At 72.0% G+C, this 20,615-nt stretch carries 15 protein-coding genes and 1 tRNA gene; 10 read left to right on the forward strand and 6 right to left on the reverse strand.

What is annotated here, in order from left to right; all coding sequences use genetic code 11:
- Positions 1–330 precede the first annotated feature (330 nt).
- The 5 genes from ispD (at position 331) to OG985_RS25150 (ending at position 5,989) form a co-directional block, all read left to right on the forward strand.
- On the forward strand, positions 331–1,083 hold the full coding sequence (ispD, locus tag OG985_RS25130; RefSeq protein ID WP_371670589.1) for a 2-C-methyl-D-erythritol 4-phosphate cytidylyltransferase: 753 nt from the start codon (positions 331–333) through the stop codon (positions 1,081–1,083).
- Positions 1,073–1,570, forward strand: a complete 498-nt coding sequence (gene ispF, locus OG985_RS25135) for a 2-C-methyl-D-erythritol 2,4-cyclodiphosphate synthase (RefSeq protein WP_371670590.1) — start codon at positions 1,073–1,075, stop codon at positions 1,568–1,570. The genes ispD and ispF overlap by 11 nt, the downstream gene beginning before the upstream one ends.
- A 144-nt stretch (positions 1,571–1,714) precedes the next feature.
- Positions 1,715–3,115, forward strand: coding sequence for a cysteine--tRNA ligase (gene cysS / locus OG985_RS25140; protein ID WP_371670591.1), 1,401 nt, complete (start codon positions 1,715–1,717; stop codon positions 3,113–3,115).
- 123 nt (positions 3,116–3,238) lie between these two features.
- Positions 3,239–4,180 carry a 23S rRNA (guanosine(2251)-2'-O)-methyltransferase RlmB gene (gene rlmB / locus OG985_RS25145; protein WP_371670592.1) on the forward strand — a complete coding sequence of 314 codons (942 nt, stop codon included), beginning with the start codon at positions 3,239–3,241 and terminating at the stop codon, positions 4,178–4,180.
- A gap of 117 nt (positions 4,181–4,297) precedes the next feature.
- Positions 4,298–5,989 carry a DoxX family membrane protein gene (locus OG985_RS25150; RefSeq protein ID WP_371670593.1) on the forward strand — a complete coding sequence of 564 codons (1,692 nt, stop codon included), beginning with the start codon at positions 4,298–4,300 and terminating at the stop codon, positions 5,987–5,989.
- A gap of 152 nt (positions 5,990–6,141) precedes the next feature.
- Here OG985_RS25150 and OG985_RS25155 read toward each other — a convergent pair whose 3' ends face one another.
- The 3 genes from OG985_RS25155 to OG985_RS25165 form a co-directional block, all read right to left on the reverse strand.
- Positions 6,142–6,873, reverse strand: coding sequence for an NDP-sugar synthase (locus OG985_RS25155; protein WP_371670594.1), 732 nt, complete (start codon positions 6,871–6,873; stop codon positions 6,142–6,144).
- A gap of 93 nt (positions 6,874–6,966) precedes the next feature.
- The gene (locus tag OG985_RS25160; protein WP_371670595.1) at positions 6,967–7,422 is read right to left on the reverse strand and encodes a hypothetical protein; all 456 of its coding nucleotides are present in this window, start codon (positions 7,420–7,422) and stop codon (positions 6,967–6,969) included.
- A 250-nt stretch (positions 7,423–7,672) separates the two neighbouring features.
- Complete coding sequence (locus tag OG985_RS25165) at positions 7,673–8,809, reverse strand: ABC transporter ATP-binding protein (RefSeq protein WP_371670596.1); 1,137 nt, start codon at positions 8,807–8,809, stop codon at positions 7,673–7,675.
- A gap of 245 nt (positions 8,810–9,054) precedes the next feature.
- Between OG985_RS25165 and OG985_RS25170 the strand changes: the two genes are divergently transcribed.
- From OG985_RS25170 to fxsT, 3 genes are all read left to right on the forward strand, one after another.
- A tRNA-Thr gene (locus OG985_RS25170) sits at positions 9,055–9,128 on the forward strand.
- Positions 9,129–9,229: 101 nt separating this feature from the next.
- Complete coding sequence (locus tag OG985_RS25175) at positions 9,230–10,702, forward strand: hypothetical protein (RefSeq protein WP_371670597.1); 1,473 nt, start codon at positions 9,230–9,232, stop codon at positions 10,700–10,702.
- 576 nt (positions 10,703–11,278) lie between these two features.
- Complete coding sequence (gene fxsT / locus OG985_RS25180) at positions 11,279–15,220, forward strand: FxSxx-COOH system tetratricopeptide repeat protein (protein WP_371674488.1); 3,942 nt, start codon at positions 11,279–11,281, stop codon at positions 15,218–15,220.
- Between the two features lie 4 nt (positions 15,221–15,224).
- Here the strand turns inward: fxsT and OG985_RS25185 are convergent, their stop codons facing one another.
- The 3 genes from OG985_RS25185 to OG985_RS25195 all read right to left on the reverse strand — a co-directional run bounded on the left by OG985_RS25185 (position 15,225) and on the right by OG985_RS25195 (position 18,481).
- Positions 15,225–17,042 carry an HEXXH motif domain-containing protein gene (locus OG985_RS25185; RefSeq protein ID WP_371670598.1) on the reverse strand — a complete coding sequence of 606 codons (1,818 nt, stop codon included), beginning with the start codon at positions 17,040–17,042 and terminating at the stop codon, positions 15,225–15,227.
- Positions 17,043–17,074: 32 nt separating this feature from the next.
- Positions 17,075–17,242: a hypothetical protein gene (locus tag OG985_RS25190; protein ID WP_371670599.1), complete on the reverse strand. Its 168-nt coding sequence runs from the start codon at positions 17,240–17,242 to the stop codon at positions 17,075–17,077.
- A gap of 132 nt (positions 17,243–17,374) precedes the next feature.
- A complete protein-coding gene (locus tag OG985_RS25195) occupies positions 17,375–18,481 on the reverse strand; it encodes a trypsin-like peptidase domain-containing protein (RefSeq protein ID WP_371670600.1) in 1,107 nt (368 codons plus the stop codon).
- A 258-nt stretch (positions 18,482–18,739) separates the two neighbouring features.
- Here OG985_RS25195 and OG985_RS25200 point away from each other — a divergent pair, with 258 nt between their 5' ends.
- Positions 18,740–18,919, forward strand: coding sequence for a hypothetical protein (locus OG985_RS25200; RefSeq protein WP_371670601.1), 180 nt, complete (start codon positions 18,740–18,742; stop codon positions 18,917–18,919).
- A gap of 9 nt (positions 18,920–18,928) precedes the next feature.
- Positions 18,929–20,611, forward strand: coding sequence for an HEXXH motif domain-containing protein (locus OG985_RS25205; protein WP_371670602.1), 1,683 nt, complete (start codon positions 18,929–18,931; stop codon positions 20,609–20,611).
- Positions 20,612–20,615 lie beyond the last annotated feature (4 nt).

Raw genomic sequence — 20,615 nt, forward strand, 5'->3', positions numbered from 1 at the left:
AGCCCAGCGCACAGTGAAATGCCGCGGTGCCCGATGACGTATTCCTGTCGCCGGGCGCTGCGGCATGTTCATGCCCGGACGCTGACGCTGAATGACGAGACCACAAGACTCCGCGGACAAGCCTGTGCGCACGAAACCTCGCGAATGCCGTACGGCGAGGCACTGCGAGCCCGGACGCCGTACCTACGAGGTGCGGCCCCGATACTTGGCGTGCCGGGCCCGGGCTGTCGCCTGGACCGGGGTCACGGAAGGGTCCGGTCAAGGCGTCGCGCCCGGCACTCCTCCTGGCCATACCCACGTAGGTTCGGCACACAAACCTGACAGGAACCGATGTCTGACCTTTCGCGCCCCTCGCCCGTCGGGGCCCGTACCGCCGCCGTGATCCCGGCCGCCGGCCGGGGCGTACGCCTTGGTCCGGGTGCCCCCAAAGCGCTCCGCGCGCTGAACGGCACGCCGATGCTCATCCACGCGGTGCGCGCCATGGCCGCGTCCCGCGCCGTCTCCCTGGTCGTCGTCGTGGCCCCGCCCGACGAAGCCGCCGAGGTCAAGTCCCTGCTGGACGCACACGCGCTGCCCGAACGGACCGACTTCCTGGTCGTGCCCGGCGGTGACACCCGCCAGGAGTCGGTGAAGCTCGGCCTGGACGCCCTGCCGCCCGGCCACGACATCGTGCTCGTGCACGACGCGGCCCGGCCGCTGGTGCCGGTGGACACGGTGGACGCCGTGATCGAGGCCGTACGCGACGGCGCTCCCGCCGTGGTGCCGGCGCTGCCGCTGGCGGACACCGTCAAGCAGGTCGAGCCGGCGGCGACGCCGGGGGAGCCGGAACCGGTGGTCGCGACGCCGCAGCGGGCGCTGCTGCGGGCGGTGCAGACCCCGCAGGGTTTCGACCGCGCGACGCTGGTCCGGGCGCACGAGACGGTGACCGACGACGTCACCGACGACGCGAGCATGGTGGAACAGCTGGGACTGACGGTCGTGGTCGTGCCCGGACACGAGGAGGCCTTCAAGGTCACCCGGCCGCTGGACCTGCTGCTCGCGGAGGCGGTTCTGACGCGCCGGAGGCTCAACGATGGCTTCTGAGGACCTCCCGGTGTTGCCCCAGGTGGGCATCGGCACCGACATCCACGCCTTCGAGGAGGGCCGCGAGCTGTGGTGCGCCGGCCTGAAGTGGGAGGGCGAGGGGACCGGGCTCGCCGGTCACTCCGACGCGGACGTCGTCGCGCACGCCGCGTGCAACGCGCTCTTCTCGGCGGCCGGACTGGGTGACCTCGGGCAGCACTTCGGCACCGGGCGGCCCGAGTGGTCGGGCACGTCGGGGGTGACGCTGTTGACGGAGGCCGCCCGGATCGTGCGGGCGGCCGGGTTCCGGATCGGCAACATCGCGGTGCAGGTCGTCGGCCCCAGGCCGAAGATCGGCAAGCGCCGCGAGGAGGCCCAGAAGATCCTCTCGGAGGCGGCGGGAGCCCCGGTGTCGGTGTCGGGGGCGACGACGGACGGGCTCGGATTCCCCGGCCGCGGCGAAGGACTGATGGCGGTGGCCACGGCGTTGGTCGTACGGACCGGCTGAAGGGCTGACGGTGGCGGGGCGGCGTCGGTCGTGCGGGCCGGCTGAAGAGGGTGTTGCCCGTGGTCGGGGCGAGCCCCGCGGTGCCCGTGCCCGACTTCACCCCAACCGTCTGAGGCATTGCCCCGCGCCCACTACCCTGGAGGGGTGACTATTCGCCTGTACGACACCAGTGCCCGGCAGATTCGTGACTTCGCCCCGCTCAAGCCGGGTTGTGTCTCGATCTACCTCTGTGGCGCCACCGTGCAGGCGGCCCCCCACATCGGGCACATCCGGTCGGGGCTCAACTTCGACATCATGCGCCGCTGGTTCGAGTACCGCGGCTATGACGTCACCTTCATCCGCAACGTGACGGACATCGACGACAAGATCATCACGAAGGCCGCCGAGCAGAAGCGGCCCTGGTGGTCGATCGGGTACGAGAACGAGCGCGCGTTCAACGACGGCTACGCGGCCCTCGGCTGCCTGCCGCCGGCGTACGAGCCACGCGCCACCGGCCACGTGCCCGAGATGATCGAGATGATGCAGGGCCTCATCGAGCGCGGTCACGCCTACGAGTCGGACGGCAACGTCTACTTCGACGTGCGCTCCTTCCCCGGCTACCTCCAACTGTCCCGGCAGGAACTGGACAACCTGCTCCAGCCGTCGGGTGACGGGGAGACGGGCAAGCGCGACCCGCGTGACTTCGCCATGTGGAAGTCCGCCAAGCCGGGCGAGCCGACCTGGGCCACCCCGTGGGGCCGCGGGCGGCCCGGCTGGCACCTGGAGTGCTCCGCGATGGCGCACAAGTACCTGGGCACCGCCTTCGACATCCACGGCGGCGGGCTCGACCTGATCTTCCCGCACCACGAGAACGAGATCGCCCAGGCCAAGGCCTTCGGCGACGACTTCGCCCAGTACTGGGTGCACAACGCCTGGGTCACCATGGCCGGCGACAAGATGTCCAAGTCGCTCGGCAACTCGGTCCTGGTGAGTGAGATGGTCACGCGGTGGCGGCCCATCGTGCTGCGCTACTACCTCGGCACCCCCCACTACCGCTCGATGATCGAGTACAGCGAGGAGTCGCTGCGCGAGGCCGAGTCGGCGTTCGCCCGTATCGAGGGCTTCGTGCAGCGGGTGGTGGAGAAGGCCGGGGGCGCCGTCGAACCCGCCGCCGAGGTGCCGCCCGCCTTCGCCGAGGCGATGGACGACGACCTGGGCGTGCCGCAGGCGCTCGCCATCGTCCACACCGCCGTCCGGCAGGGCAACAGCGCGCTGGCCGCCGACGACAAGGAAGCCGCCGTCGCCCGCCTCGCCGAGGTCCGGGCCATGCTCGGCGTCCTCGGGCTGGACCCGCTCGACCCGCACTGGGCCGGCGGGAACGACCGCGGCGACGATCTGCACGGCGTCGTCGACAGCCTCGTACGTCTCGTGCTCGACCAGCGCGAGGCGGCCCGCACCCGCAAGGACTGGGGGACCGCGGACGCCATCCGCGACCAGCTCAACCAGTCGGGGCTCGTCATCGAGGACGGCCCGCAGGGGCCGCGCTGGAACCTCGGCCCGCGCTGAGTCCGCCGTGGCTCAGGTGATCGATTGTGCCGTCCGGGCCTCCGGGCGGCACACTTCATAGACGTACGCAATCAGTGCGGCCTCAGCAGAGGCTTCCGCACGCCTTACACAGACAGGTAGGTCATGGCCGCTAACAACCGCCGCATGTCCGGCAAGAAGGGCGCGCAGGTCGGCAGTGGCGGCCAGCGACGCCGGGGCCTCGAGGGCAAGGGCCCCACCCCGCCGGCCGAGGCGCGCAAGGGACACAAGAAGAACCGGATCGCCAACGCCAAGGTGAAGCAGGCCGTGCGCCGTCCCGCGCCGCGCGGCCGGGGCGGCAAGGGCACGTCCGAGATGGTCGTCGGGCGCAACTCCGTCGTCGAGGCGCTGCGCGAGGGCGTGCCCGCCTCCATGCTGTACGTCCAGCAGTTCATCGACAACGACGAGCGGGTGCGCGAGGCGCTGCAGCTCGCCGCCGAGCGCGGCGGCATCCACCTCATGGAGGCGCCGCGCCCCGAGCTCGACCGGATGACCAACGGGCTCAACCACCAGGGTCTCGTGCTCCAGGTCCCGCCGTACGAGTACGCGCACCCCGAGGACCTCGCCAACGCCGCCTACGACAACGGCCAGGACCCGCTCATCGTCGCCCTCGACGGGGTCACCGACCCGCGCAACCTCGGTGCCGTCGTGCGGTCCGTCGCCGCCTTCGGCGGACACGGTGTCGTCGTGCCCGAGCGGCGCGCGGCGGGGATGACCGCCGGTGCCTGGAAGACGTCCGCCGGTGCCGCCGCCCGTACGCCCGTCGCCCGCGCCACCAACCTGACGCGCGCCCTGGAGGCGTACAAGAAGGCGGGCATCGTGGTCATCGGTCTCGCCGCGGACGGCGAGACCGAGATCGGTGAGCTGCCCGCGCTGGACGGACCGGTCGTCATCGTCGTCGGCAGCGAGGGCAAGGGCCTGTCCCGGCTCGTCGGCGAAACCTGTGACCACCGGGTGCGGATCCCGATGCCCGGTGGCGCCGAGTCGCTCAACGCCGGTGTGGCGGCGGGGGTCGTGCTGTACGAGGCGGCGCGCCGGCGGGCCTGAACACACGTTCACGGCCGCACCCGTACGGGTCAATCCCGGCGTCCAGGGCAAGCTTGACGCGGTCCGGACACATCCGGCGAGTCAAAGCAGTGTCCTAAGCACACGTCACTCGGTTAGATGAGTGTGGACACCAGAACACCCCGCACACCCACGGGGGACGGCCCGTCGGGATTCGACGACGCTCCCGCGCTGAGCATGGTGAAGGTGCCGAGCGATCCGGCGCAGATCATCGTCAATCATGCGAGCTTCCGCGTGCAGTTGGGCGCATCGACGCGGCGCACCCAATCCTCGCGGATCGCGCGGCACTTGAGCGCCACCGAGGATCCCGCCCGTATGCCCGCCGGTGCCCGTCGCCGGCCCGTCGTCTGGAGCGGCAGGTCGGCGCCCGACGACACCGGCGCACACCGGCTGCTCCAGGCGGTGCGGGGCGGCAGCGTACGCTACGGCGACGAGCCCTCCGCCGACGCCGGGGCGACCCAGGTCATCCCGCGCGTCGGCGCCGGCGGCGGCTTCCCCGGCGACGGCTACGACGACCTGAGCCAGACCGTCGAGACCCCCGTGGTCGGCGCCCAGCGCACCCCGGAAGCGAGCGGTACCCGGCTCCTGCCGCACATGCGCACCGTCGGCTCCGCCTACGACGAACCGGCCTACGGCGAGGCCGCCTACGACCGATCCGCCTACGACGAGAACACCTACGGACGCGAGCGGTTCGAGGAGTTCGCGGAGTCCGAGGAGACGGCGGGCACGGGCCGGCGCGGAAAGCGCCACGCCGACGACCCCGCCCGGCACGCCTACTACCCGGGCCGCCGGATGAACCTCGGCGTCGTCCTGCTCCCGCTGCGCATCTTCCTCGGCTTCATCTCCATCTACGCCGGCATGGGCAAGCTCTGCGACCCCGTCTACTTCGACGGCGGCAAACGCGGCTCCATGGTCAAGTGGCTCAACACCCTGCACCCCTGGGAAGTAGCCGAGCCGCTGCGCCAGTTCGCCCTCCAGCACCCCGTCGGCTCCGGCCTCGTCATCGCCTTCCTCCAGGTCGTCGTGGGCGTGCTCACGGTGCTGGGCTGCTGGCAGCGGGTCGCCGCCGTGTTCGGCGCGATGCTCTCCGCCGCGCTCATCGTCACCGTCAGCTGGAAGACCCTCCCGGTCTACGACGCCCCCGACATCATCTACCTCGCCGCCTGGTCCCCGCTGATCATCGCCGGTGCCCCCGTCTACTCCGTCGACGGGCGGCTCGCGGGCAGTGCCTGGCGCCGGCTCGGCCCACGCTCCGACATCTGGGAGCTGCGCCAGTACGTCCTGCGGCGCGGTGCCCTCGTCACCACCGTCACGGTCGGCCTCACGCTGCTCATCGGCTCACTGCTCGGCGGTGCCGTCCGGGACTCCGACCGTGTGGTCGTCCCCGGCCCCGGCGAGGCCCCGCGCAACGAGCTGCCCGGCTCCCCGCTTCCCGAGGAGCCCGGCAAGCGGCACAAGGCGACGCCCTCCGCCCCGGGCTCGCCCAGCCGGAGCGCCGCGTCGGAGAACGAGGCCAGCCCGTCCGCCCGGGCGACCACCCCGGGTGCCGCCCGCGAGACCGGCACGGTCACCGGTGGCGCGCCCAGCCAGACCCAGGGCGCCGCGGGCCAGGCGGCCCCGCCGCAGCAGTCCGCTCCGGCCCAGCAGGTGCCGAGCACCAGCTCCGGCCCGACCTCCGGCGGCAGTGCCACCGGCGGGGGCAGCTCCACGAGTGGGGGCTCGAGTGGTGGCTCCGGCGGCGGAGGCTCGTCCTCCGGCCAGCCGGGCCTGGTGGGCGGCCTGTTGGGGTAACCGAGCCGGTGGGCGGCATCCTGGGCACGCCCGCCGGCTGAACCATCCTCCGGCCCGTACGACGACGGGGTCCCGCACGTTTTCCGTGCGGGACCCCGTCGTCGTACGGCATGTGGGTGATCCACGGGTCAGCGGCGTACCGGAAGGGCCGGTCAGCGCCCCAGTGCCGCCAGTTCCTTCGCTGCCTCCGTGAGGTCCTTGGCGGTGTCGATGGCGCGCCAGTAGGCACCCTGGGGAATCGGGAAGCCGGCCAGGCGGCGCTGGCGGGCCAGGTGCGGGAACGTGGTGCGCTCGTGGTCGCCGCGCTCGGGGAGCAGGTCGGCGAACCCGGGGGAGAAGACGTACACGCCGGCGTTGATCTCGTACGTCGTCGGCGGGGCCTCGATGAAGTCGGTGATGTGACCGAAGCCGTCCGTCTGCACGGCGCCCCACGGGATGCGCGGGCGGGCCAGCGCGAGGGTGGCGACGGCGTCGCGCTCGGCGTGGAAGTCCGCCATGTCGCGCAGCGAGAAGCGGGTCCATATGTCGCCGTTGGTGGCGTACCAGGGCCGGTCCGGGTGCGGGAGGCGCGCGGCGGCGTACCTGAGGCCTCCGCCGCGGCCGAGGGGCTCGGTCTCGACGACGGTCTGGACGTTCACCGGCAGGTCGGCCGTCTTCAGCCAGTTCTGCAGGACGTCGGCGAGGTGGCCGCAGCTGACCACGACGTCCGTCACGCCCTCCTCGGCGAGCCAGACGAGCTGGTGGCCGATGATCGGCGTCCCCGTGCCGGGGATCTCGACCATCGGCTTGGGCCGGTCGTCGGTGTAGGGACGCAGCCGGGAGCCCTGGCCACCGGCCAGGATCACGGCTTGAACGGGGCGGGACGCGGCGTTCGGATCGGTCATGACCGAACTGTACGTCGCGTCCTGCCTGCGGCTTCTGCCGGCAACCGTTCCTTAACCAGCCGTTGCCTTCCTGCGAACGCGGAGGAACCGCGGTCAGCTGTGTGAGGCCGCGACACCGGTGGCGAAGGAGGTGTCGCAGACGGGGCGGGCGTAGGACTGCGCGCGGGAGGGTCCGTAGACACGGACCGCGGCGCGGCCGAGGGCGCGGGCGATGGAGCCGCAGTGCTCGGCCAGGGACGGACGGCCGTTGACGGCCTGCTGGAGGTGTGTGAGCGCGATGCCCGGGTCCTTCTCCTGGAGTTCGGTCAGAAGCTGGTCGCGCAGTACGTCCTGCGGGGCGAGGGCGGCCCTGCGCGAGGAGGCGCCCACCGCCGAGGCGTCCGAGGCCGCGAGGACCGAGCCGGCCGGGCTGCCCGACCAGTTCACCCGGGTGACCGCCAGAGTGCCGGAAAGCACCATGACGACGGGCAGGACGAGGGCGAGCGTGCGGCCGATCCGGCGGGCGGGGCCCTGGCCGCGTCGCGTCTGTTGGTTAGTGGAGTGCTTCACGCGTGTGAGGGTAGCGCGGGGTAATGAATTGGCGACATTTAGTCACCGGTTCGGGGGATGAATTGGTGCCCCCGATTGGGTAGTGCGTTGACGCACACAGCTCGAAATGCCCGGTCTGCCGGGGTATTTGGCGACAGCGAAGAGGGCCCCGCAGCAGCCTGCGGGGCCCTCTTCGTCAACGCGGCTGAATTGCCCGGGTCTGTGCCTCGGAACGTCCGTCGCGTCCGTCGCGCCGGTGGCGCCGGTCGCGTCAGTCGGTGAGGCGCTCGCCCGTGGAGGTCGAGAAGACGTGGATCTCGCCCGGCCGCGGCACGACGTGCAGCTGGGAGCCCTTCTCCGGCACCTGGCGGCCGTTGACGCGGACCACGAGGTCCTTGACGTCGCCGTCGACGTCGGCGGTGCCGTAGACGTAACCGTCGGCGCCGAGCTCCTCGACGACGTTCACGGAGACCGCGAGACCGGCCGGGGCGTCCTCGGTGTCCTTCGACAGCGCGGAGGCGGCGGCGCCGTTGTGCTCGACCACGTCGAAGTGCTCGGGGCGGACGCCGACGGTGACGGTGCGGTCACCCTTGTCGGAGGCGGCCTTGAGGGCGTCACGGTTGACCGGCACCACGCTGTTGCCGAACTTCACGCCGCCGTCGGTGATCGGGACCTCGACGAGGTTCATCGCCGGGGAGCCGATGAAGCCGGCGACGAAGAGGTTCGCCGGGCGGTCATACATGTTGCGCGGGGAGTCGACCTGCTGGAGCAGGCCGTCCTTCAGTACGGCCACACGGTCGCCCATCGTCATGGCCTCGACCTGGTCGTGGGTGACGTAGACGGTGGTGATGCCGAGGCGGCGCTGCAGCGAGGCGATCTGCGTACGCGTGGACACGCGGAGCTTGGCGTCCAGGTTGGACAGCGGCTCGTCCATGAGGAACACCTGCGGCTCACGCACGATGGCGCGGCCCATGGCCACACGCTGGCGCTGACCACCGGAGAGGGCCTTCGGCTTGCGGTCCAGGTACTCCGTGAGGTCGAGGATCTTCGCGGCCTCCTCGACCTTCTGCCGGATCTCCGCCTTGTTGATGCCGGCGATCTTGAGCGCGAAGCCCATGTTGTCGGCGACCGACATGTGCGGGTAGAGCGCGTAGTTCTGGAACACCATGGCGATGTCCCGGTCCTTCGGCGGCAGGTGCGTGACGTCGCGGTCGCCGATGCGGATGGCGCCGCCGTTCACGTCCTCGAGCCCCGCGAGCATGCGGAGCGAGGTGGACTTGCCGCAGCCGGACGGACCGACCAGGACGAGGAACTCGCCGTCCTCGATGTGGATGTCGAGACCGTCGACGGCGGGCTTGGTGGAACCCGGGTAGATCCGGGTCGCCTTGTCGAACGAGACAGTGGCCATGGTGAAGGGCCCCCTTCTACCGGCAGGAACGTGCCGGACGATCCGTTGTGGAAGGTGGTGAGCCACCCCGCGCGGGCGAGCCCGACGTGGTGTAGTCCACATGAGTGAACTGGCTCTGGACGGTACCTGGCGTTCACCTGGTCTGTCAGTACCCGGACCCCTGTGAACTTCGCGGAAATTTTCGATCGGGGGCCGCGGGCGACTGGGTACACTGCTCGGGCACGTACGTCGTCACGCGCGTGCACGCCTCCTTAGCTCAGCTGGTCAGAGCGCCGCTCTTGTAAAGCGAAGGTCGTCGGTTCGAATCCGACAGGGGGCTCCGACAACAGAGGGTGACGTTCCGCTCCCACACCCCGCTCCTCGGCCTTACGCTGGTCGGCACCATCAGGGATCCGCGCCGGCTGTCTGGAGGAAACGGGGTTGAGAGGGCGTACTCCGGAACAGGTCCGCAACGGGTTGGTCGTCTCCATCGTGGACGTGCTGCAGGGCTCGGCCACGGTGAACCAGGCGAGCAGCCGTGAGCTCTGGCGGGAGTTGCTCGCCGACGAACTCGGCTCGCCCGTGGAACCGTTCGGCGGGGACCGGCTGAGGCCGTGGCTCCTGCAGGTCGTCAAGGGATGCACCGCCGTCGGGGACGGCCCGGCCTGCCTGGTGCGGTCGCTGGAGTACGTCGAACAGCAGTCGGCGACGGTGGCCGGGCTGTGGCCGCTCGTGGACGAGTGGGAGGCCGTCGACTTCTTCAACAACGCCGACCTGGGCGAGCTGCGGCCCGTCCTGCTGTCCCTGCGCCCCCCGGACCTCGCCGCCATGGCGCGCCGGGCGAGCCGGTCGCGGGTGCAGGAGCTGCCCTCCTGGTGCCAGACCGCCTGGCAGGTGTTCCTGCGGCTGGCGGGCGAGAACACCCCGGCCGGTGATCTCCCGCCCAGCATGGCCTTCCTCGCGCTGGCCGCCGACCGGCTGATGGAGGACGGCACCCCCGACGCCGCCGAACTGGTCCGCCGGTTCAACCGCGGCCAGGCCGGTGCCCTGGGCCTGGAGCGGGTGCTCGCGGACTGGCAGCGCTCGGACTTCCCGCAGCCCGCGCCCTCCCTGGTCCCCGCCTATCTGATGATCCAGTTCGAGCCGGACCGGATCGAGGCCGACCGCTACTACCTGTCGCACTGGCGCCAGTCGGACTCCGAGGGCTGGCACCCCGTGCCGGGCGAGACCGTCCACCTGCGCCTCGACGAGCTCCCGGGCGCGGTGGAGAAACTGGTCGAGGAGACCGAGGAGCGGTGGGCCGACCTGCGGCAGCCCGTGATCCTGGAGTTCGTGCTGCCCTGGGAGCTGCTCAACGAGCCCGTCGAGTGGTGGTCGAAGGAGTCGGACACCACCTCCCCGACGCCGCTGGCCCTCGACTACCCGGTGGTGGTCCGCAGCCTGGAGCGGTTACAGCGGGCCGCGTGGCACCGGCCCTGGCACAGCAAGTGGCGGCAGCTGCGGGAGCGTCCCGCGGACAGCCACTCGCACCGGAGCCGTCCGGAGCAGGACGGGGCGTACTTCTTCCACCTGGAGCGCGAGCTGAAGGAGGACCAGCACGCGGTGTGCCTGGTGCTCAGCCAGCCCCCCGGTGACGCGTCGGGTATCGGCCGCCAGGAGATCCTCGCCGGGCTGCGGGCCGGGGTGCCCGCGATGATCTGGCACCGCAGCGACTGCGCGGACCCCATGTTCCAGGACGCCATCAGCGAGATCCTCGAGGACCGGGGGCTGGGCCGGCTCGCGGAACGCGTCGGACAGTGGCGCAAGGAAGCGCTGGCACTCGGCCCCGGCGGCTGGGAGCGGCACGTCGGCCGCCACCTGGCGATCCTGCTGGACGATCCGGAGCATCGGCCCGGTCCGCCCGGCCCGGTGTAGGTCATGGGGTCGGATACCGGCGGAGGGCTCGGGGCGGGCTCGTCGAGCGGCTTGCGGTCGTCGTCTGCCGGTTCGGCGCAGCCGCCTGGCGGCCGGTCGTCGTCCGCCCGCTCGGCGCAGCCGCCTGCCGGTCCGCGGTCGTCGTCTGTCGGTTCGGCGCAGCCGCCTCCCGACCGGCGGTCGTCGTCCGCCCGCTCGGCGCAGTCGTCGTCTGTCGGTTCGGTGGCGCCGTCCGGCGGGCCGCGGTCGTCGTTCGCCCATTCGGCGCAGGCGTTCGCCGGCCCGTCGCCGGCGTCCCGGAGTGGCCTGGACGCGGTCTTGCACGCGGCAGCGGGGGCTGTCACGCTGATTCCGAGGGCGGCTCGCGGGCCGTCGTACATGCGTGACAGCTCAGGGGGGCAGAAACCACCCGCCGTTCGACTGTTCCATTCCTCCTTCCCACTGCTACGGCAGGCCGTGTTGCAACGCACGCCCGCCGCTGCCAGGCTGGGCACGTGGCTGTCACGCATGCCCGCAAACTGCGGGACTTCTCGGTACTCCCCGGCTCGGGCACTACCGGACGCTCTGAGAGTGCTTATGCAGTGTGACGACGGCCCACGAACAGCATCGGCACCGGGATCCGACGAAGCGTCAGTCGACGTCCTGGCGGACGCCCTGAGCGGTCTGGGGCACTCGGAATCCGGCCTCCGGCCCGCCGTTCTGCTGGTCGTGGACGACCACGTCAGCATGCGGGTCTGGGACGACACGATCGGGCGGCTGGCCGACGAACTCGCCGCCCGGGACGGGCTCGGCCCGGTCACCCGCGTACGGCTGCTGAGTTCGGACGACACCGAGCCGGCCCGCATCCGCCTCGAGCACCTGCCCCCCGCCGAGTCCGCGCACCGGGTGGTGCTGGTGCTGACCGACGGGCTGGCCGCGGGCTGGCGGTCGGACGCGGTGCTGCCGCTGTTGCGTGAACTCGGCCGCTCCGAACCGCTCGCGGTGGTGCACATGCTGCCCCAGCGCCTCTGGTTCCGCACCGGTCTCGACCCGCACCGTATGCGGCTGCGGGCCGACCGGCCCTGGGCGCCCAACCACTCGCTGGAATGGCAACTGCGCACGTCCCCCCTGGAGCCCGTCGACGACGACGTGGCCGGGCGGAGCGACGTGGTGCCCGTGCCCGTACTGGAACTGACGGAGCGTTCGCTGTCCGCCTGGGTCGACCTGGTGGCCGGGAGGTTCGAGGACTGGGCGGAGACGTCCGGGGTCCGGGCCCGGGACTGGAAGCGGCGGGCGGACGCCGCCCGGGCCGTGCCGTGGGTCGAGGACGTGCCCGACCCCGCCAGTGCCGTACCGCCGTGGGAGCGGGTCTCGGAGTTCCGGGCCGCCGCTTCGCCCACGGCGTTCGCGCTGGCCACCCGTCTCGCGGCGGCCCCGCTGACGCTCCCGGTGATGCGCGCGCTGACCGCCTCGGTGCCGGGCGCCGGTCCCGCGCACCTCACCGAGCTGCTGATGAGCGGCCTGGTACGGCCCGCCGGCGCGGACGCCGAGCGCGCGGCCGACCTGGCCTTCACCTTCGGCCCGAACATCCGCCAGGAGTTACTGGCGCTGTCCCGCCGCCGGGACACCGCGCGCGTGCTGCACGACGTACGGGAACTGATCGCGGTCCCGCCGGAGGGCACCGAGCCGGTTCCGCCCTCCGCCGACGAACCGTTCGAGACGTCCGCCGTGCCGCTCGTGACCCGGCTCAACGTGGCGTTTCTGCGCGTTGAGCTGATCGCGCTGCGCGCCCTGTCCGGTCGTTTCCTGCCACGTGCCGACCGGCTCGGACGCGCACTGCGCGAGTACAACCGGCGCCACACGATCAGTCTGCACAAGGGCGGGGGCTCCGGAACCCCGGCCTCCGGCTCAGCAGCCCCGACGGGGCCCCAGACAACTTCAGAAGCAGAAGGAGCCACGGCCATGGCCACCACGCAGCAGCAGCCAACGGTGGAGAGCGGCCGTGCGACGCAGCCGCGGATCTGGGGCAACATCCCGCCGCGCAATCCGAACTTCACCGGCCGCGTGGACCTCCTCGAACGACTGAGCGAACGCCTTCGGGAAGGCACGACCACCGTGCTGCCCGAGGCCATCCACGGCATGGGTGGTGTCGGGAAGACCCAACTGGCGATCGAGTACGCCTACCGGCACCAGGCCGACTACGACATCGTCTGGTGGATCCCCGCCGAGCGTCCCGGCCAGATCGGCCAGGCCCTGGTGGAACTCGCCCAGCGGCTCGGTCTCGGTACCAGCGCCGAGGCCAACATCGCCGGACCCGCGGTCCGTGAGGCGCTGCGCGAAGGGCGGCCGTACTCCCGCTGGCTGCTGATCTTCGACAACGCGGACAGTCCGGAACGGGTGCGCGACTACTTCCCCACCGGCGGCAGCGGCACCATTCTCGTCACCTCCCGCAACCGCCGCTGGAGCGTGGTCGGACCCTCGCTGGAGGTCGATGTCTTCACCCGGGAGGAGAGCAAGGAACTGCTGCGCCGCTCCAGCGCCTACGGCGACGAACTCTCCGACTCCGAGGCGGACCTGCTCGCCGTCGCCCTCGGCGACCTTCCGCTCGCCCTGGAACAGGCCGCGGCCTGGCGGGCGGAGACCGGGATGCCGGTGTCGGAGTACCTGCGGCTGTTCGAGCACAAGCGCAGCGAACTCCTCGAGGTGTCGCCGCCTCCGGACTACCAGCTTCCGGTCGCGGCCGCGTGGAACGTCTCCCTCGACCACCTGGAGACCCGCAGCCTCACCGCCCTGCGCCTGCTCCAGCTGTGCTCGTACTTCGCACCCGATCCCATCTCCCGGTCGATCTTCTCCGGTCTCGGCGGCTCCAGCATCGACCCGGAACTCGACCGGGCGCTGAACGACCCGATGCGGCTCGCCCGCGCCGTCCGGGAGATCAACCGCTACTCCCTCGCCCGCATCGACCACCGCACCAACTCGATCGAGATGCACCGCCTGGTCCAGGCCGTGCTGATCCACCGCATGACACCCGAAGAACAGAAACGCATGCGCAGCGGGGCTCACACTCTCCTGGCGGCCGCCGACCCGAAGGGGCCCAACCAGTCCGTCAACTGGCCGCGCTACGCCGAGCTGTACGGCCACGTCATCGCGTCGGCCGCCATCGAGTCCGATCAGCCCTGGGTGCGCGAACTCGTGATGAACGTGGCCAAGTACCTCTGGTACTGGGGTGATCACACGGTCGCCCGTGAGTTCTCCGAGCAGGCGTGGGAGTCCTGGCAGCGGCTGTTCGGCGTGGAGGACCAGCAGACCCGGCTGATGGGCTGGTGGCTCGGCTTCCTGTACCTGAAGGTGGGGCGCTACAACGACGCCTCCGACCTGGTGTCGGTGCTCAAGGACGTGTACACCCGCACCGCGCCCACCGACCGGGAGGACACCCGCGAGGACGCGCTGGAGACGGTGAACCTCGAAGCCGCCGTACGACGGGTGCAGGGTGACTTCGACGCCGGTGCCGCACTGGACGAGATGGCCCACGAGCGGGCCCGGCGCGCCTTCGGCGAGGACGACCCGACCACGCTGGTCACCGCTCACAACCTCGGCGTGAGCCTCAGGCTGGTGGGCGAGTTCCAGCGGGCGCTGGAACTGGACCAGCACACGCACGTGATGAGGACGCGGCTGTTCGGCCGCGACCACCAGCAGTCACTGCACACCGAGGCGAGCATCGCCATCGACGTGCGGGAGACCGGCGACTACGTCGGCGCGCGCGCACTCCAGCAGGCGGTCGTCGACGGCTACCGGTCCGGTTTCGGGCCCGGCAACCCCACGACCCTGCAGACCGTCCGGCAGTTGAGCGAGGCCTGCCGCAAGGAGGGCGACCACGCCACCGCGCTGGAACTGGCGCGCGAGGCGTTCGACCAGTTCACCCGCCGCTACGGCGACACCCACCCGGAGTCCCTGACGGCCGCGCTCGCGCTGTCCGTGGCGCTGCGGCACAACGGTGAGCTGGAGTCGGCCCGCGACCGTGGAGAGAAGGCGTCGGAGCGTTTCCGCAGACTCTTCACCCCCGACCACCCGCACGTCCTGGCCGCCGACATCGACCTCGCGGTGACGCTACGCCTGCTGGGGCGGGTGGAGGAGGCGAAGCGCCTGGACGAGACGGCCCTGGAGTCGCTGACCGGGCGTCTCGGGGAGAACCATCCGATCGCGCTGGCCTGTGCGATCAACCTCGCGAGCGATCTGACCGCGCTGGGACGGCAGGCCGAGGCACGCGAACTGGGCGAGGAGACCTGGGAGTTGTGCCGGACGCGGCTGGGTGAGGACCACCCGACGACGCTGGTGTGCGCGGCGAACCTGTCCCTGGACCGCATCGCGGTGGGTGAGGAGTCGAAGGGCGAGGCACTGCGCGCCGCCACGCTGGAGCGGATGGAGCGGGTGCTGGACGGACCGCGGCTGCGGTCCGCCGACCCCGCCCCGCACCCCGCCACCCTTCAGGCCCGGGCGAGGGAGCGGGCCAACTGCGACATCGACCCCATGCCGCTGTGATGTGTCAGCGGATGGCGCCGGGCGGGCCCTGACGCCCGGCGAGCCAGGTCGCCAGCCGCACGGGGTCCGGGGGCGCGCCGGTGGTGTGCCACAGGGACTCGTGGACCGCCCGGGCTTGTTCGGGCCGGTGACGGAGCAGGCGCGCCGCCTCCGGTGCCTCGGCCGTCGCCGTGAGCGCCTGGCCCAGGCCCGACCAGGCGCCGGGGCGGGCGCGGTCCGTGGTCAGGTCGGTCACGTAGGCGTGGTGGGCCGCGGCGGGGTCGCCCAGGGCGAGGAGTGCGTCGCCGGCGAGGGCTCCGGTGACCCGGGCCGCGGCCTTCTCGGCCTCCTCGGGCGCGGGACGGTCGTCGTCCGTCGCGGCGATGCCGTGCCGGACGAGCATCGCCAGACTGTCCAGCCAGCGTGCGGCGGGATCGGGGACGACGCCCGGTTCGGCCGCCAGGGAGGCCGGCGGTGCGCTCGCCCCGGCCAGCCAGGCGTGTACGGCCTCGTCCACGGCCTGCGCGGGCGGCCGCAGATGGTGGGCTCGCCAGCGGGCCACGTGGTCGTCGGCGCAGAGGCGGGCCAGGGCCAGTTGTTCCCCGGGCACCGGCTCCTCCAGCCACCGGGCGCAGTGGTCCCGCAGGGTGTCCAGCAGAACACCGCCGAGCGGGGTGAGCCGTGGATGGCGGTGGACCTGCTCGATCGCCCGCGACAGGTGGGTCCGCCACAGCGCGAACTCGAAGTCCGCCATGGTGGTGTGCGCGCCGGTGCTCCGGCGGTGCGTCCGCCAGAAGCGGGTGATCCCCACGAAGGCGTAGATGCCCTGGAGCAGCCCTTCCAGGGGCCTCGGATCGTCCCGCCAGGGCGCGTACCACAGTTCCGTACGTCCGTCGGAGTCGTCGGCCAGCAGGGGCGTCAGATGCAGGAGTCCGCCCAGTTTGGTGTGCTGGAACTCGTGCACGAGCGTCACGGCCAACTGAACGGCGTCGTCCGGATCCGAGGCCTCGATGCCGCCGAAGGCGTCGCCCGATGTCACGCTGCGCGGCCGAAACCTTTCCCTTGCCGGGGTCGGCGTCAGCGACAACACGCCGCGCCGCATGGCCTCCGCCGTACCGGGCTGCTCCTGCCGCAGCACGTCCCAGGCCCGCTCCAGCACCTGCCGCCACCGCCCGGCGGCCTCCTCGGACAGGGGGCGCGGCTCGGTCGGCTGCGGATACGTTCGATAGGGGTCCACGTCGTCGAGTGCCACCTCCAGCCGCTGCCGCGCCGGACCGACCGTGAGCCGGCGCAGCGGGTGCCATCCCGGTCCGGCCGAACCGGGCGTGGGCGGTACGGCGACCGTGGCCCCGGCCGTCTCCACCACGGCGTTCCCGGCCTCGACCCGCACCGTGGCCGTCGTCCAGGGCTCGGCCGCCGGCACCACCGCACAGCCGAGGGCAGGCAGTACGACCCGTCCGTGCCGCACCGGCACCTGGATGGTGAAGTCGATCTCCGCGCGTAGCCCCGCCACGGCGGCGAGCGCCGAGAAGTGGCCGAGTACGACCCACAGCGGCGGCTCGTCCCGCGCGGCCGTCCCGCGCAGCCGGCGCAGTGCTGTGGCCAGCCACATACCTGTCTGCGGATGCGTGAGCAGTTCGTCGACGACGGCGGGGGCGCGGCGCTGCGCCTCGCTGAGGAGGTCCCACCCGGGACCGAGTTCGGTGGCGTCGTCGAGCATCCGCAGCAGCAGCAGGCGCCGGCTGCGTTCAGCCGCGAGCAGGAGGGTAAGGGTGTCCGGATCTCCCTCGCCGCAGGCCAGTCCGGTCAGGCTGCCGGGAGTCAGACGGTGATACGGCAGCATGGGCTCAGCCGACATCGAGGGCCCTGGCGGCGTCAGTCGAACCGCTCGGCGCTTCCGAAGTCGCTGACGCTGGCCAGTGGATGATCGATACCGCGCCGCAGTTCCTCCAGTGACGCGGCGATAACTCGGCCATCCATGGAGCGCAGCGTTTCAAGAGACACCCCCGCGAGATCGACAAGACTGGACTCGACGGCGGCCACAGACGGCTCCATGACGGCCAAACCCCTTCCCCCCCGGCTTGTCTTGTGGATGTTGGCTGCTCACATCCTCCTGATAATGGCCCGCCGGGCGGAGGATGAAACCCCGCAGCCGCGCGGCGATGCGATATCAGGTCAGTGGCTCTCATCGGCTCGGCGGTGGCGCCGGGACAACTCCATCGCCTCGTGCTCCATGCGGGCCACTCCGGTGGAGTCGCCCTCCAACAACCGTATCGCTTCCAGGAACTGGTCCAAGGTGCCCTGGTAGCGCAGGCACGTCCGCACGATCCCGAACACGTCCGTCCGCAGGACGGCGGAGCGCGGACTCATGGCCGCGATCGCCGGGTCGACGCTGTCCAGGACGAGGGCGAGGTTCGTGTGATCCTTCACCGTCGGCAGTGCCGTCAACGCGCTGATCAGGCCGTCCAGTTCGCGCAAAGGGAGGCCGGCCGGCAGGTCGGCCAGCCGGGCGCCGCCCGGCCGCCCGTCGGTGGGCCGCAGCAACTCGGCTGCCGAGAGGGGCAGTCCGGCGTGTTCGTGCAGCAGGGTGAGTTCGGCCGCTGTCAGTTGTTCGTGCCAGCGGTCCACGCGGACGGCGGCGAGCCGCCCCAGGCCGTCCGCGCGGTGGTGGGCGCTGACGAGTCCGACGAGCGTGCCGTCGTGCCAGACGGCCGCGCCGGACATGCCCTCCCAGGGCGAGCGGTCCGGTTCCGGGTCGGACTCCGGTGGAGTGACCGCGAGTTCGAGGGTGCCCTCGCGGCGGTTGGAGAGCGCCGAGGTCAGGCCCGTGGCGTGACAGGAGTCGCGGTACTGGGAGGGCGAGCCGTCGTCGAGCAGGCGCATCCGGTCCTCGCGCAGCTTGAACCGGGGAAAGCCCATCGCGCTGCACGTCAGCATGACGTCCGCATCGGGCACGGTGCCGTAGGAGCAGGCCCCGGCGGCGGTCGTGTGGACGCCCGGCGGGACGGCGCCGGTGATCTCCAGGAGCGCCACGTCGGCCTTCTCGGAGGCGAACGCGACACGGACGGGCGCGGTCCACTCGTCGCTCCGGTCGGCCTCGAACCGTACGGCCGTGGTGGCCGCCCCGGCGTCCTGGACGACGTGGGCGGCGGTCAGCACCCAGGCCGGACCGACCCGGTACCCGGAACCGCGGCGCCCGGCACCGTGGCCGGCGGGCGGACGGACCATCACCTCCGCCACTCGCACCGGGTCCAGCCCGCGTGGCCCCTCTGTCGCCGGCACGGTGCCCGACCCCACCTCTCTTCGCAACTCCTCGGTCAAGCAGGCGAATTGAAACCCATCCCATTTCTACCCGGTTCGTTCATCCGTCACTCGATCCGGGCGGATTCCGTGCGGTGGTCCTGTGTGGCTCCTGTGGTGCACTAGGGTCGCTGAAGTAGCCTGAAAACCTGCGAAGACCTGTCTTTTACCAAGAAGACGCCCTTTCAGGAACATTCCAGTCATTCATCTCACCACCTTCACTGTCACGGGGACGGCGCCATGGAGAAGTCCGGAGTCGAGTCGGAGCTGATCGACCTCAGCGACATCCCGTTGGACACCTGGCCCGGCCTGAGCCTGCCGTCCGCCGGGGACTCCATGCGGCGTCTGCTCGGACGTATCGACGACCCGGCCGGCAGCCTCGGCGGCTACAACCCCCAGCGCGACGAACACGGCGAGTAGGACCCCTTCGTGCAGCAGACGGCCCGCCCCCACACCCGCCCCCACGTTCTGGCCCCGCGGTCCTTCGAGGAACTGCTCGCCGGTGGGGGCGGTGCCGCGACCGTCGGCGCACTGCGCGCGAGTGAGCGCAGCTGGCGGCTGCTCGTCGTACGGGCCCTGCTCGACTCGGCCGCCACGGTGCCGACCGGACCACTGCCCCCACTGGCCGACGGCTGGCGGCTGCTGGCGCGGGCGCACGCCGTGTCCGCCGAGGCGGCCGAGGCGGTGCTCGCGTATCCGGCCGTCGGTGTGTGGGCGGCGCACACGCTGCGGCGACTGCGCGGGAGCGTCGAGGACGACGCGCCCCTGTGGACGGACACCGGCTACCTCCACGCGATCGCGGCCACCGCGGCCCTCCGGGCGGGACTGGACTTCCGTACCGACATCCCGGTCCGGCACGGGTGGGCGGCGCTGCCCGCGCTCGGGGCGATGCGGGTGCCCGGCCCGGAGGACCGGGGCGTGGCCGAAGTGTCCGCCGCCGGCGGTTGCGTCCGGATCGGCGGGCGCGCGCCGGAAGGACCCCACTGGCATCCCCTGACCGAGCTGCGTGCCGACGGCTGCGCCCTGCTCCTGGACGACACCGATCCCTACCGAGCCCTGCGGAAGCCCGCCGCGGCCGACCCCCTCGACCAAGCCGCCGACTGGCAGCGGCTGTTCCTCGAGGCCTGGGAGATCCTGCGCGACACCGACGCCGAGGCGGCCCGGGCGCTGGCGGGTGGCCTGGTGTCGGTGGTACCCCGACCGCGGAGCGAGCGGTTCCGGCCGCGCAGCGCGTCGTCGGGCGACGCCTTCGGGGCGGCGGTGGCGTCGGTGCCGGACGACGGGGAGCAGTTCGCGTCGACGCTCGTGCACGAGTTCCAGCACAACAAGCTCAGCGCGTTCATGCACCTGTTCACGCTGTACGACGACGACCAGGGCACCGGCCCGCACTACGCGCCGTGGCGTGACGACCCCCGGCCGCTCGGCGGTCTGCTCCAGGGGGTGTACGCGTTCTTCGGTGTCACCGCGTTCTGGCGGCGCCGCCGCCATCCGCTCGGACAGTTCGAGTTCGCGCTGTGGCGGTCCCAGACGGCGCACGCGCTGCACACGATCAGCCGGTCCGAGGGGCTCACCGACCTCGGGCGGAGGCTGGTGGCCGAACTGTCCGGACGGCTGGAGCCGTGGCAGGCGGAGCCGGTGGACGCGCGGGCCCTGGCGGCGGCCGAGCTGGCGGTGGCCGATCACCGGGCGCTGTGGCGGGCGTACCACCTGGGGCCCACGGGTCCGACCGGCGAGTCCCTGCTCACCCCGCGCACACCAGCCCGCGGCTTCGACACCCGTGCTGTCCTGCTCCGGTGGCTGCTGGCCGACCCGGAGGGCTTCGACCGGCTGCGGGCGGACCCGGGCGCCACGGTCGAGGGGGCGCGCCCCGAGGACGTCGACCTGGTCATGGGCCGTACCGCGGAGGCGCTCGCCGCCTTCCGCACCCGCATCGTCCGAGGCGACGGCGATCCCGAGAGCTGGGTCGGACTCGGCCTCGCGGCCCGGGCGGAAGGAGACCCGGCCGGAGCGGAGCTGCTCGCCCACCCGCACCTGGCGATGGCCCGGTACGCCGCTGCGAACGGATCGGCGGACCCCCTGGAGCTGGGGCGTGGGCCGGCGGTTCGTGGTTGATCGG

The organism is Streptomyces sp. NBC_00289 (genome assembly GCF_041435115.1).
Taxonomy (GTDB): domain Bacteria; phylum Actinomycetota; class Actinomycetes; order Streptomycetales; family Streptomycetaceae; genus Streptomyces.